This window comes from Mesorhizobium sp. M1078 (assembly GCF_040318615.1).
In the GTDB taxonomy this organism is placed as follows: domain Bacteria; phylum Pseudomonadota; class Alphaproteobacteria; order Rhizobiales; family Rhizobiaceae; genus Mesorhizobium.
In genome coordinates this window covers 49,132-61,345 of record NZ_JAMYMP010000013.1, presented here as the reverse complement: position 1 = coordinate 61,345, position 12,214 = coordinate 49,132, and the positions used below count along the sequence as shown (strand labels likewise).

Sequence of the window (12,214 nt, the reverse complement as noted above, 5' to 3'; positions counted from 1 at the left end):
ATTCGCACATCTGAGCGTTCTCGCAACACATTGAAACAAAGGACAAATTTGACCCAAAGACGGCGATCTCGCAGTACCAACTGTTGCCTCATGGCAACGGCGGGTGGGCTGCTTCACATTCGCCAGGATAAAATTTCATAGAAAATGATCAATTGGTGTTACTATCCGTAACAAAACTAAAAAAGGTTTGGGCGGGATTGTGATTCGGGTCGACAGACCGCGACGTTCAATATCGGCACTTTGGAACCGCGACGCCCCCGCCGGGCCGTCGCCCCTGACGCCAGTATCGTCGATGCGGACCTTCTGGGGACTGATGCGGGCCTACTGGTTCTCGGACCGGTGGAGAGAGGCCTGGGCTCTCACCGTCGTCCTCGCACTCATCATAGCCCTGTCGAGCAAGGCCGACGTCTGGTTTACCGTGTTGGCGGGCGAACTGGCAGCCTCAATCGCTTTTTTCCACGACGCCGCGAATACCACGCCCCTTGAATCAGTGCTTACCAATGCCGGCCTGCTTGTGCTGCTGGTCGTGTTCAAGGACATGGGAATCATAGGGGCCTGCAAATTTGTATCGGCGACATTGCATCGCAAATGGCGCGCCTGGTTGAACGCGCGTTTCAATGCGGCGCTGCTTGATACCAACCATACTCACTACCACGCTCAGAATGGCTCGCCAGATGCGCCAGCGCCCGACAACATCGATCAGCGCGTGCAGGAATCCATCAAAGACATGGCGGGCGGCGCCATCGGGCTTGCCCAAGGTGTCTTCGGCGTCTTCACCTCACTTTATTTTGTCGGCGGCGCTTTGCTGGCGAATTCCGTGGAGGTAAAAGGCCTGGATGCCCTCGGCAGCTATGGCAGCGCCGTCCTCGCTCTGCTGGCGGTTGCCATCTACGTGCCCGTCAATACCTGGATCGCGATCAAACTCGGCGGAATGCTGGAGTGGCTCAACGTCAGGATGCAGAAGGCCGAAGGCACCTATCGCAGCGAGCTGATCACTTTGTTGCGCCGCAGTTTCCATGTGTCGGCGTCGCAAGGCGAAGACGTGCAAAAGACGATACATGGACGGCTCTATCTCGATATCGATACCACCTGGTCGAAGCTCAACATCGTCAACACCCTCTATGCGGGATTCGAATCGGTCTATAATTTCGTCGGGGCCAAAGTTGTCGCCTACGGACCTGGTCTGGTGCCGTTCATCCACAACGGCGTCGACCTCAAGGGCTACATAACCGGTTCCGAGCAGGTCAACGCGCTGATCAGCAAATGTTCCTGGTTCATCCATGTCATGCCGAGTCTCGCCACCTTGCGGGCCAACAGCCAGCGCGTCATCGAGTTGGCGCACGCCATTGAAAACGTCCAACAGCCGCAGGAATTCTACAGCCAGACCGGCCGTTCCGACTTCCACTATGCCAGCCAGAACCCGGTTTTCGGCCTGACCATCCAGAAGCTTGAACTGGCGCATCAGGGTGAAGACGCCACGCCGTTCCTGAGCGCAGCCAATCTGCGCTTTCGGCGCGGCGAGTGGGCATTCCTCAAGGGCGAATCCGGCTGCGGCAAGACTTCGCTGATCAAGGCGATCAACGGCTTGTGGCCTTATGGCCGCGGCACCATCGTCTTCCCTGACGGTGTGAGGAGCTTCTATGCCGCCCAGGAGGTCAAGCTGCAGCAGGTGTCGCTGAAGCAGCTGGTGTGCCTGCCCGGCTCCGAGGTCGACTATGGCGATGCCCAGGTCGCGGCAGCATTGCACAAGGCCGGCCTTGGCGACTTCATCGGACACATGGCCGATGAAAGCCGCGAGGGAAAGATCTGGGACCAGCTGCTTTCCGGCGGCCAGAAGCAGAAGCTGGTTGTGGCCCGCATCGTGCTGCAGCAACCGGGACTGCTGTTCCTCGACGAAGCGACCGGCGCGCTCGATCCCGATGGCAAGATTGCCTTCCATCAGGCGATCAAGGACAATTGTCCCGATGTCACGGTGATCAGCATCATGCACGAGGCGGTGGCGCCACGCTCGGCCTCGGGCGAGGAATTCTACCACAGCGTGGTCGCGATCGCCGACGGCGTCGCCACCAAGAGGCCGCTTGTTCCGAACCTGCCGCGCGAGCTCACCACCATCCTTACGCAGCCGCGGCCGGTCGAGGACAAATGGATGCGTTTTTCGCGCCGGCTGAAGCAGAAATAGCAACGACGCCGAAGCGCGTTCCGCCACCGGCAACCGGGCACCCGCTCCCTCCCCTGCAATAACGATCACAGTCCCGCGATTGCGCCGGTTCCCGGCTGTTTTCCGCCATACCTGCGATTGACTCGCCAAGATGCGCTCCTATGTTGCGCCCGCTCGCTGAATTCCAACTCGAACCCGCGAGCAGAAAGGTCACGGCGCCATGCCTGGCGACAGTAGTCGAACGCAACCGCCGTCCGCCTGGAAGTGACCTCTAACGGCTCACGTCCTGCCGGACGGCAAGGAGTGAGCCATGAACGAATTTACCCCCGTCGTAGCGGGCGACGATGCCGTCGCGATCGCGCGTATCCTTGCCAATAATCACGTCGCCGATGTCGTCGAGGCCCTGAACCGGGAACCTCGCGAAACCGCGATCGAACTGCTTTGCGAAGTGCCGTTCGAGCGGCTGGTCGAGATTTTCGACCAGCCGGAACTCGACGGCGCCTCCGAACTGGCCGAAGCGCTGCCGCGCGCCAAGGCGTGCAAGCTGCTGACCGCCATGTCGGTCGACCGCGCCGCCGATATCCTGCGAGAGCTGGATGAGCCGACGCGTTCCGAGCTGCTTGGCGGGCTGGCTCCGCCGCTGCGGGCAACGCTGCTTTCCATTCTCGGCTATCCCGAAGGCAGCGCCGCCTCGATCATGACGACCGAGTTCGTCAGCGTGCCTTCGGATTGGACCGTTGGCCGCACGCTCGACTACATCCGCAAGGTGGAGCGGACGCGCGAGACCGTCTACGCCATCTACATCGTCGACCCCGAGACGCATGTGCTGGTGCGATCGACCGGCCTGCGCCGGCTAATCACGGGCGAGCCGGACGATCCGATCCTGTCGGTGGCGCCGGATCGCGCCCCGGTGACGGTGACGCCGCTTACCGATCGCGAAACACTGGCGCAGACGATCTCCAAATACGATCTGCTAGCGGTTCCCGTCGTCGACCGCGGCAAGATCCTCGGCATCGTTACCATCGACGACATCATCGACACCATGATCGAGGAGACGACCGAGGACGCGCATCGCTTTGGCGGCATGGAGGCGCTCGACGAGCCCTACATGAAGATGAGCTTTCTCGCCATGATCAGGAAGCGCGGCGGCTGGCTGTGCGCGCTGTTCATCTCGGAGATGCTGACCGCCAATGCCATGCAAAGCTATGAAGGCGAACTGGAAAAGGCGATCGTGCTCACCCTGTTCATCCCGCTGATCATGAGCTCGGGCGGCAATTCCGGCTCGCAGGCGACCTCGCTCGTCATTCGCGCGCTGGCGCTGCGCGAGATCGGCCTTCGTGACTGGTGGCGGGTGGCGTTGCGCGAATTGCCAACCGGCCTGGTACTCGGCGCCATGCTTGGCGTGGTCGGCATCTGCCGCATCGCGCTCTGGCAGTATATGGGCTTCTACGATTATGGGCCGCATTGGCCGCTGATCGCGGCGACCGTGGGGGCAGCCCTTGTCGGTATCGTCACCTTCGGCTCGCTGTCGGGGTCGATGCTGCCGTTCGCGCTGAAACGGATCGGCTTCGATCCGGCGAGCGCCTCGGCGCCGTTCGTCGCCACGCTGGTCGATGTCACCGGCCTGGTGATCTATTTCTCGGTGGCGCTGGTCATCCTGCGCGGCACTTTGTTGTAATAAGCTTCAGGCCTCCCATCGCGGTGGCACAGCGGCTGCCATGGGGGGTTCTTCAAGATCGAGCGCGCGGGCGTCAATCGACCCGCACGCCGTTCTTCACGCGGTAGGTGGGCTTGTACATGGTGACCAGTTCCTCCGCTGCCGTCGGGTGGACGGCCATGGTGCGGTCGAAATCATCCTTGGTGACGCCGGCCTTCAGCGGAATGCCGAGCAACTGCGCCATCTCGCCGGCGTCCGGCCCGAGGATGTGCGCGCCGAGCACTTTTCGCGTGGCGCCATCGACCACCAGCTTCGTCAGCATCCTTTCGTCGCGGCCCGACAGCGTGTGCCGCATCGGCCGGAATGTGGCGCGGTAGATTTCGATATCGGCGTAGCGCTTGACGGCATCGTCCTCGGACAGCCCGACGGTGCCGATCTCCGGCTGTGAGAAGACGGCGGTCGGAATGGTGTCGTGGTCGGGCGCGGTCGGATTGCCCTTGAATGCGGTCTCGATGAAACACATGGCCTCGTGGATCGCCACCGGCGTCAACTGCACGCGGTTGGTGACGTCGCCGATCGCCCAAATGTTGTCGATGTTGGTGCGGGAATATTCGTCGACAACGATGGCGCCGGTTATGCCGAGCTCGATACCGACGCCTTCCAGGCCCATATTCTCGGTGTTTGGGAGGCGGCCGATGGCGAGCATGACCTGGTCGATCGTCAGTACCTTGCCGCCGGTGACCAACGCATCCAGCCTGCCGTCCGGCCGTTTGCGGACCCATTCCGACACGCCGTGGCAGAGGATCTTGATCCCCTTCTTTTCCATGGTTTCGTGCAGCATGTGCCGCAGGTCCATGTCGAAGCGTGACAGTATCTCCTTGCCGCGATAGACCAGCGTGGTGTCGACGCCCAAGCCATGGAAGATATTGGCGAATTCGACGGCGATGTAGCCTCCGCCCTCGATCATGATCGCCTTCGGCAGTTGCTTGAGGTCGAAAACCTCATTGGAAAAGATGCAATGCTCGTGACCGGGCAGCGCCGGGTGCGGCGCCGGCCGGCCGCCGGTGGCGATCAGGATCTGGTCGGCGGTGACGGTGCGGTCATCGCCCAGGAGATGCACGACATGCGGGTCGACCAGCATGGCGCGCGAGTGGAACGTCTCGCCGCCGGCGCCTTTCACGTTCTTTTCGTAGATCGCTTCCAGACGGGCAATCTCGCGGTCCTTGTTGGCGACCAGCGTCGGCCAGTCGAAGCTCGCCTCCGGCACCGTCCAGCCATAGCCGGCGGCGTCGGCAAAATGCTCGGGAAATTGCGAGGCATAGACATAGAGTTTTTTCGGCACGCAGCCACGGATGACGCAGGTGCCGCCATAGCGGTATTCCTCCGCGATGCCGACACGCTTGCCGAGCGCTGCCGCCACGCGCGCCGCTCTCACCCCGCCGGAGCCGCCGCCGATGACGAAGAGATCGTAGTCGTAACCGGCCATGCTGCTGTTCCTTGCCTCAGGAAATGTTTGCGACAGGTAGGCCGCATGAAGCCAAAAGAAAAGCCCGGTTTCCACCGAGCTTTCTGGTCCAGCGGCAAGGATGCCGGTGGCGAAATCAGACGTCTTAGTTCTTCGGCGCTTCCGGCTGGTCACCGTCTGCGGGCGCATCGCCGTCGGCAGGTGCAGCGCCATCGGCGGGGGCAGTTGCGTTATCCGGCGCAGGCGCGGCCGGAGCAGCGGCCTTCGCGGCTGCTGCCAGCGTTTCGCCGACCTGCTGGGCGAGATCGCGCGCCAGGCCGTTCTGCCAGATGTCGGCGGCCTTGACCAGTTCGCGCGTCACGTTGGGGCCGTTGTCGAGCAGCTTCTTGCCGGCATCGGAATTGTAGAAGGCGGCGATGTCGGTGAGATCCTTCTCGGAGAACACCTTGGCATAGGCGAGCGCTGCTTCCTTCTCCAGATCGGCACGGCGCGAGGCCAGCGCCAGTGCCTTCTCGCTGACGGTCTTGCCGATCAGCTCCTGCATATCAGGGTTCTTCTGGATGAGCTGCTGCTCGAGCGAGGCCGCTGCTTGCGGCAGGATGTTGTCGAACGAGTCGGTCGCGTGGATTGCCGTGACCGCCGCCCGTGCTGCCTTCAGATGCGATTCCGTGATCTCCTGCGAGAACGCCGGGGAGGAGAAGGCGAAAACGGCCGAAGCCGCCAGAACGGCGCAAAGATTGCGAACCCGGTTATGCAACATCATGATCGGTAGAACTCCCTGGTTTTCGGGCGGCATGGACGGTTTGGATGCCGTCGCCGCCGGCGATGATGGCCGCTGACGCCAGCCCGATGAAAAGACCATGCTCGACCACACCAGGAATGGCATGGAGAGCATTCGAAAGCGCTCTTGTATCCGGAATGCGGCCAAAAGATGCATCGAGGATAAAATGGCCGCCGTCTGTAACAAAAGGCTGGCCCCCCGTCATCCTCAATGTAACCGGGCCGGAAAGGCCGAGACTTTTGGCCGCTGCCGCGACCGCGATTTCAGTGGCGCGCAGGCCAAATTGGTTGACTTCGATCGGCAACGGAAACTGGCCAAGGGTGTCGACCATCTTCGAGCGATCGGCAATGACGATCATGCGCTGAGATGCCGCCGCGACGATCTTTTCGCGCAGCAGCGCCCCGCCGCCGCCTTTGATCAGCGTCAGCGCCGCGTCGATCTCGTCGGCGCCGTCGACGGTGAGGTCGAGCTCGGGCGTTTCCTCAAGCGTCGACAGCGGCACGCCGAGTTCGCGGCAAAGGGCTGCAGTGCGCTCCGACGTCGGCACGCCGATGACGGACAAGCCGGTGGCGATCTTTTCGGCCAGCAGCCGCACGAATTCGTCGGCCGTCGTCCCGGTGCCGATGCCGATGCGCATGCCGTCACTGACATGGGCAAGGGCAGCCCGCGCAGCCTCGACCTTCAACTGCCTCGCATCCATGCTCGCCCCGGGGATTTGGCTTGGTTCTGATTTTTCTGGATGCGCGCTCCTAGCACTTTTGCCCGCAGGGTCAAAGACTTTGGCTCGCACCGGCTTGCCTGAAAGAAGCGCAGCCGCTATCGCCTGCCTGCAATGCATCAGCCACAGGACAGGCCATGACCCAACCGATCATCGTGTTCGACCTCGACGGGACGCTGATCGACACGGCGCCGGACCTGCTCGACAGCCTCAACCACAGCCTTGCCGCCAGCGAGCTTGCCGCTGTCGACGAGGCCGGCTTCCGGCGTTTTGTCGGCCAGGGCGGACGGGTGATGATCGAGCGCGCGCATACCGCGCAGCAGAAGTCGCTGGCGGTGGAGGAGCACGACCGGCTGCTGAAACTGTTCCTCGACCACTACACGCTCAACATCCCCGGCAAGTCCCGCCCCTACCCCGGCGTGGTCGATGCGATCGCCCGCTTCGAGAAGGCCGGCTACCTGCTTGCCATCTGCACCAACAAATATGAGGCGAATTCGAAAGCGCTGATCGAGGCGCTCGGCCTGACAAAGCATTTCGCCGCGATCGCCGGCCAGGACACGTTCGCCTTCCGCAAGCCCGACCCGCGCCATCTGACCGAGACCATCCGGCTCGCCGGCGGCGATCCGCATCATGCGCTGATGGTCGGCGATTCGCACATCGACATCGACACCGCCAAGGCCGCCGGCATTCCGGTCGTCGCCGTCGATTTCGGCTACACCGACCGCCATGTCAGGGAATTCGAGCCATCGGCGGTGATTTCGCATTTCGACGCGCTGACGCTCGACCTGGCGGAACGGCTGATTGCAGCGGCGGCCGGCTGAGCGAAACGGGGATTCCGCGGCAGCGCCTGTCCTCGGCTATTTCAGGCACAGAAGGCCGGCGCATCTCCTTGACTTCACGACCCTGCCTCCCTTATATCGCGGCTCGCTTGGCCTTCGGGCAACGAGCGGGCGATTAGCTCAGCGGGAGAGCACACCCTTCACACGGGTGGGGTCGCAGGTTCAATCCCTGCATCGCCCACCATTTTCTTTCCCGGAACAGCACACTCCAAGCCAGCACTCCTAGCAGCTGCAACTCGCCCCTTCCCCACCAAAATTCTTCTGCGCAAAGTTCAACGCGCTTGAGTAGCTCGTGTAGCTCTGGAACTGGCATACATCGGATCCGTTCCGCACCTTCATCTGCTCGAGATCCCAGAACGAAACCTCGATGTGATCGTTGGCGCAGTAGACCGTGTATTTTTCAGGCTCCAGCGCGTTGGCTTTCTGCAGCGGCATGGAGACGGCTGGAATGCAAAACGCGGAAAGTGCAAGCATGACGGCGTGACGCGTGCGCATGTAAAAACCTCTGGAGTGAGAACAGCCCGTATTTGTCGCGACGATAGTGAGCGGCGCATCGCGGCTTTTTTACGCGCCCTTGTCTTCGCCCCGCTCGGGCCTTCAGTGTTTCTATATGCTGGTCCATATCTCCAATGTGTTGGCCTTGATGATCGGCACCGCACGGGCTGTCACCAGTCGGCCAGCGGCAACCGTGAGGTCGGCGGCCAGCAGTTCGGCGGCGCCACGGTCGGCGTCGTTGTAGGGGTTGTAGCGAACTTCGTTCTTGCCGGCGGCAGCGGCGACACGTTCTTCGCCAGGGTTTGGAATGCCCCAGCCCAAGGCCCGCATTTTTGCGGAAAGCGCCCCGGCGTCCTCGCGCGCCATGCCGGCGAACTGGACGTAAACCGTCTGTGGGCTCTGCTGGATACGCAGCCGGTCCTTCAGCGTGTTGAGTGCGTTGCGATCCTGCTCACCGATAACAGTCTGGCCGTCGGCTGCCGAAAGGGCGAGATCGGCAACCGCCCGGCGCGCGCCGGCAAACACAGCCAGCCAGTCCGGGCGTTCCCACAATTCAGGCGGTACCCCAAGCAGGGTCTCAAGCACGTTGCGGCGCCCCGCCGGTGTCAGCCCGCTTATGCTTTGCAGGCCGGCCATCTCGACGAGAGCCGCGACGATCTTCTGCCGTTCGACCACCGGAAGGTCTGCGTCTTCGAGGACGGCAATCAGGTCACCGCGCAGTGCATCATTTGCGCCGTCGAGCAGCTTGACGCGAGCCGCCAGTTCGTCGGCCGCGGTTCCATTGGGGCCGCGGTTCTTCAGTGAATCCGTCCATTCGATGAGAGGGTCGAAATTGAGGCTCGTGAGCCTTTCAAGCTCGGCAACCGGGAGCCGATACTGCTCGACGTTGAACGCCCCCGTAGCGTCGGCTGGAATGAAGAACGCATCGACCTCAAATTCCGGCTCCCTCACCTCTCCCTTCACGGCCGCCGACACCGAGGACACCGCGAGCTTCCAATAGGCATAAGGGACCGGCACGCCGTCGACCGGCTGGTCCGCGGGCCGGAAGACAGGACCACTGAAGATGGTCACCCGATTGGCGAGCGGATTGTGCTGCGAGCGAACCCAGTTTTCGAGCGGCACCCATCGGCTGCCGTAGAAAGTACGCGGCTGCGGCATCGTGTTTGGCAGGAAAGAGGCATACTGCGCCAGCTTGAGCGCCGCCGTTGCCGGATCGCCGGCGAACTCCGGACCCCAGGCGATGTCGCTGGCACTTGCAAATCGCGCCGCCAGCCAGGGCCGGTCCGCGCGAAAGTACCAGTTGGGACGAGGCTGGTAGTCGACCGACAATCGGCTGTCGGGTTTCAGTCTGCTGGCGGTGAATTGCAGCGGCAACCTCTGCGACCGATCCAGGTTGACGGCCGAATAGATGGCCATGCGATGAGTTCGGCACATGACCAGCGAGTAGTTGATGTAATCAAGCGGCGGCGCCACGGCGTCGTTGGCCAGGTCGTCGGTTATCCTGGGCAAGCCGATCGTGGCCCCTATGAAATCGACCTTGTATCCCGAAAGAACGTTAGGCTGTTTGTCTATGTCTTTGCCAAGCAGCGGTTCAAGCGCGGCGCGCAGCGGCGCCGGCAATTGGTCGAGCGCGACCTCGCCGCTTTTGACCTGCCCGGCCAGCTCGACCAGCACCCCCTGTCGCAAATCGGGCGCCAACTTGTCCAGGGACACGCTGCCGAGTTTGAGCTGTTCGACCACAAGCAAGATCGCGGATCGCAAAGTGGCCTGCGTGGCTTGCTGCTCGGCCAGCGTCTTGGCGGCGTCTTCCGCCTTCTTCTCGGCAACGGCAAGTGCAGCCTCGGCTCGCTGGCGTGCGTCTTCCGTCTTTTCAAGGGCGGTGGAAAGCTTTCCATTGAGCTTTGCGACCTCACTCGCCGTCGTCTCGGCATCCTTGCGCGCGTCAACAGCGTCATTTCTCTGGACGTAGGCGAAATAGGTGGTTGCCCCAAGGATCGCGGCCAGGATGGCAAACAGCGCGATCAATATATTCTTGCTGCGATCGCGCTGCTTCTGGCTGTCGGTCTCCGCCTTGGCGCTCGCCTCGACGAACTCGGCGATGTCCGGCCCCTGCGGCAGCTCCGCCGCCTCCTTCAGCGCTTCGCCGCGCAGGAGATAGCCGGGATAGCCGGTGTTCTTCCATTGCCGCGCCTGGGCGGCCACGCGAATGCGAAAGCGCTCGGTCAGCTCGTCCGAACTCAGTTCGTCGTCGGATGCGAAGCCGTCGCCGGATTCGGCACCGTCTTTGGTCGCGACGGCCATTGATTCAGGAACGGCGATGGCGACCGTTCCTGAATCGTTGATTTCACGCGATGCCGATTCGGAGTCAACCGCGACGGCAATTGGCTCTGTTGTTTCGAGCCCACCGCCACCTGCGAAAGACGCGAGCCGCACCGGGCTGACGTCGGCTGAGGTGATGCCCGGCCGCGTGACTAGTTCGGCGGACCAATAATCGAGTATGCGCTGCGCCGCGCGCCGGTCGGATTCCCGCGCGATGGTGCTGCCGGCGCGCCGTGCCTTGGCCAGGAAGTCGCGGATGGCCTGCGCATCGGGGGCCGTGTTGTCGATGCTGGCTTCCGTCGTCTCGGCGCCGGCCTTGTCGCTGCGGCTCATCGATGGGTCGACGGCTTCATTGCTGCTGGCGATGCGCATCAGCTCGAGATGTGCGATCCGGATGTCGCTCAGCGAAATAAAATCGGCCGGAGTTTCGGTCTCCGTGCCTGTCGCAAGTTCATCGCTCATGGCCCCAGGTCCTCAATGATCTTGTGCAAAGGCGTGCTGACGCGGACGATCGAGGCGCATTCCGTTTTCAGCGCCAGATCGACCTGGACGAAGCGTTGCTGGGCCTCGTCCCGATAGGCTTCGAAGGCAAGGATGAAGGCGGTATCGACGGTCTCGCGCGATAGCTGGTCGTTGACGTCGGTGGAGTAGTCGACGAGCGTCGCCCGCCACGCTCCAGTGGGGTCGAGGTCGGCAAGAACCTTGACCTTCACTTCCAGGTTTCGCCACAGCGGCGAAAACTGGAACGGCAGCGACTTGTCCGCCGCAGCGCCCCCTTCTATCGGCTCAATCATGTCGGTAAGGCTGGCCAGCTTGTTGTCGATGTCCTGCCATAGCTTGTGCTCGACGACGCGCGCATAGATGGTCGAGGACAGCACCATGATCGCGTCATGCGCGGCCTTGATCAAGGGCACGGACGGCTCTTCTGCAGGAAGTTTGCCGGCTATCGTATCTAGACCGGTGGCCAAAAGTCCGAAGGGCAGGTTCTTTGCCGTGACGAAAATCTGCTGGTTGAGCCGCGACGGCACGACGCGCAGCACGGTGCGCACGTCAAACAGCGCGTCGTAGGCGTCCGGAGACTTGTTATCGACGGCAGCCTGCAACTTGATCGCAGCCGCCTTGAGGTCGTCGAGCCAGGCCTGCTCGATATCGTGAAGCGCCGGCCCCGCCGGCAGTTCCATGACCGACTCTCCGATAGAGACACAGAAGAGCTTCAATATTTTGAGGAAATTGCGCATGACGCGGACCTGCTCCAGGTCGGCCCCCATGTCGCGGGCGGCGACCAGCAGGTTCTGGAAGCTGCCGATGCCGTATTGAAAACTCTGCAGATGGTCATGCAGGTCCTTGTAGGTCTTGAGGACATCGATCTGGCTGGTGACATTGGTGAGGCCGTTGTCGGCGGCAAGCGTGGCCTGAATGTCCTTGGACTGCTGGTTGACGGCGTTGAAGCCTGCGAGCGCGGTGTTGACCCGATCGTCGGTCGTCATGCCGGGCAACTCGGCCGTCGGTTTCTGGCCCGCGGCGAGTTCGTCCAGATAGGCCTTGAACCGGGCCGCGCACTGCGGATTTTGCGCCACGACGGCAGTCATAAGCGCCTGCGACAGTTTATTGGTCAACGCATAGTCAAGGATGTTGAACCAGACTGTAAGCGCCGCCCCCTGGAGGTTGATGGCGCCAGCGACGATTCCAGCGTCCTTGGTTACCTGCAACCAATCGGGAGGCAATGGGTAGAGATCAGCCAGTTGAAGCCTGAGGTCGAAATAGGCGCTGATCTCTGAACTC

The 12,214-nt window shown here is 62.3% G+C and carries 9 protein-coding genes and 1 tRNA gene; 4 read left to right on the top strand and 6 right to left on the bottom strand.

Annotated elements, in window-relative coordinates; translation table 11 throughout:
* The first annotated feature begins 292 nt into the window (after positions 1–292).
* Both NKH38_RS18240 and mgtE read left to right on the top strand, forming a co-directional pair.
* A complete protein-coding gene (locus NKH38_RS18240; RefSeq protein ID WP_352638278.1) occupies positions 293–2,179 on the top strand; it encodes an ABC transporter ATP-binding protein/permease in 1,887 nt (628 codons plus the stop codon).
* Positions 2,180–2,468: 289 nt separating this feature from the next.
* Positions 2,469–3,836 (top strand): magnesium transporter, encoded by a 1,368-nt coding sequence (gene mgtE, locus NKH38_RS18235; RefSeq protein ID WP_352762120.1) that lies wholly within the window; start codon positions 2,469–2,471, stop codon positions 3,834–3,836.
* A gap of 73 nt (positions 3,837–3,909) precedes the next feature.
* On the opposite strand, the gene gor is transcribed toward mgtE, so the two are convergent.
* From gor to rpiA, 3 genes are all read right to left on the bottom strand, one after another.
* Positions 3,910–5,301: a glutathione-disulfide reductase gene (gor, locus tag NKH38_RS18230; RefSeq protein WP_352762121.1), complete on the bottom strand. Its 1,392-nt coding sequence runs from the start codon at positions 5,299–5,301 to the stop codon at positions 3,910–3,912.
* Positions 5,302–5,425: 124 nt separating this feature from the next.
* Entirely contained in the window at positions 5,426–6,043 is a 618-nt protein-coding gene (locus NKH38_RS18225; RefSeq protein WP_023668979.1) for a DUF2059 domain-containing protein, read from the bottom strand.
* Positions 6,030–6,761 carry a ribose-5-phosphate isomerase RpiA gene (rpiA, locus tag NKH38_RS18220; RefSeq protein WP_023710501.1) on the bottom strand — a complete coding sequence of 244 codons (732 nt, stop codon included), beginning with the start codon at positions 6,759–6,761 and terminating at the stop codon, positions 6,030–6,032. Before rpiA ends, NKH38_RS18225 begins: the two co-directional genes overlap by 14 nt.
* A gap of 155 nt (positions 6,762–6,916) precedes the next feature.
* Between rpiA and NKH38_RS18215 the strand changes: the two genes are divergently transcribed.
* Together NKH38_RS18215 and NKH38_RS18210 are read left to right on the top strand one after the other, a co-directional pair.
* Positions 6,917–7,600, top strand: coding sequence for a phosphoglycolate phosphatase (locus NKH38_RS18215; RefSeq protein ID WP_023752269.1), 684 nt, complete (start codon positions 6,917–6,919; stop codon positions 7,598–7,600).
* A gap of 127 nt (positions 7,601–7,727) precedes the next feature.
* A tRNA-Val gene (locus tag NKH38_RS18210) sits at positions 7,728–7,802 on the top strand.
* Positions 7,803–7,840: 38 nt separating this feature from the next.
* Here the strand turns inward: NKH38_RS18210 and NKH38_RS18205 are convergent.
* From NKH38_RS18205 to NKH38_RS18195, 3 genes are all read right to left on the bottom strand, one after another.
* Positions 7,841–8,113 (bottom strand): hypothetical protein, encoded by a 273-nt coding sequence (locus NKH38_RS18205; protein WP_023668982.1) that lies wholly within the window; start codon positions 8,111–8,113, stop codon positions 7,841–7,843.
* Between the two features lie 111 nt (positions 8,114–8,224).
* Complete coding sequence (locus NKH38_RS18200) at positions 8,225–10,894, bottom strand: DNA/RNA non-specific endonuclease (protein ID WP_023688491.1); 2,670 nt, start codon at positions 10,892–10,894, stop codon at positions 8,225–8,227.
* A complete protein-coding gene (locus NKH38_RS18195; RefSeq protein WP_352762122.1) occupies positions 10,891–12,021 on the bottom strand; it encodes a hypothetical protein in 1,131 nt (376 codons plus the stop codon). Before NKH38_RS18195 ends, NKH38_RS18200 begins: the two co-directional genes overlap by 4 nt.
* Between the last annotated feature and the right edge of the window lie 193 nt (positions 12,022–12,214).

What these genes read in the sequence shown, in the direction of transcription:
- NKH38_RS18240 (WP_352638278.1), top strand. Translation starts at nt 293, where the DNA reads ATGCGGACCTTCTGGGGACTGATGCGGGCCTACTGGTTCTCGGACCGG.
- mgtE (WP_352762120.1), top strand. Translation starts at nt 2,469, where the DNA reads ATGAACGAATTTACCCCCGTCGTAGCGGGCGACGATGCCGTCGCGATC.
- gor (WP_352762121.1), bottom strand. Translation starts at nt 5,301, where the DNA reads ATGGCCGGTTACGACTACGATCTCTTCGTCATCGGCGGCGGCTCCGGC.
- NKH38_RS18225 (WP_023668979.1), bottom strand. Translation starts at nt 6,043, where the DNA reads ATGATGTTGCATAACCGGGTTCGCAATCTTTGCGCCGTTCTGGCGGCT.
- rpiA (WP_023710501.1), bottom strand. Translation starts at nt 6,761, where the DNA reads ATGGATGCGAGGCAGTTGAAGGTCGAGGCTGCGCGGGCTGCCCTTGCC.
- NKH38_RS18215 (WP_023752269.1), top strand. Translation starts at nt 6,917, where the DNA reads ATGACCCAACCGATCATCGTGTTCGACCTCGACGGGACGCTGATCGAC.
- NKH38_RS18205 (WP_023668982.1), bottom strand. Translation starts at nt 8,113, where the DNA reads ATGCGCACGCGTCACGCCGTCATGCTTGCACTTTCCGCGTTTTGCATT.
- NKH38_RS18200 (WP_023688491.1), bottom strand. Translation starts at nt 10,894, where the DNA reads ATGAGCGATGAACTTGCGACAGGCACGGAGACCGAAACTCCGGCCGAT.
- NKH38_RS18195 (WP_352762122.1), bottom strand. Translation starts at nt 12,021, where the DNA reads ATGACTGCCGTCGTGGCGCAAAATCCGCAGTGCGCGGCCCGGTTCAAG.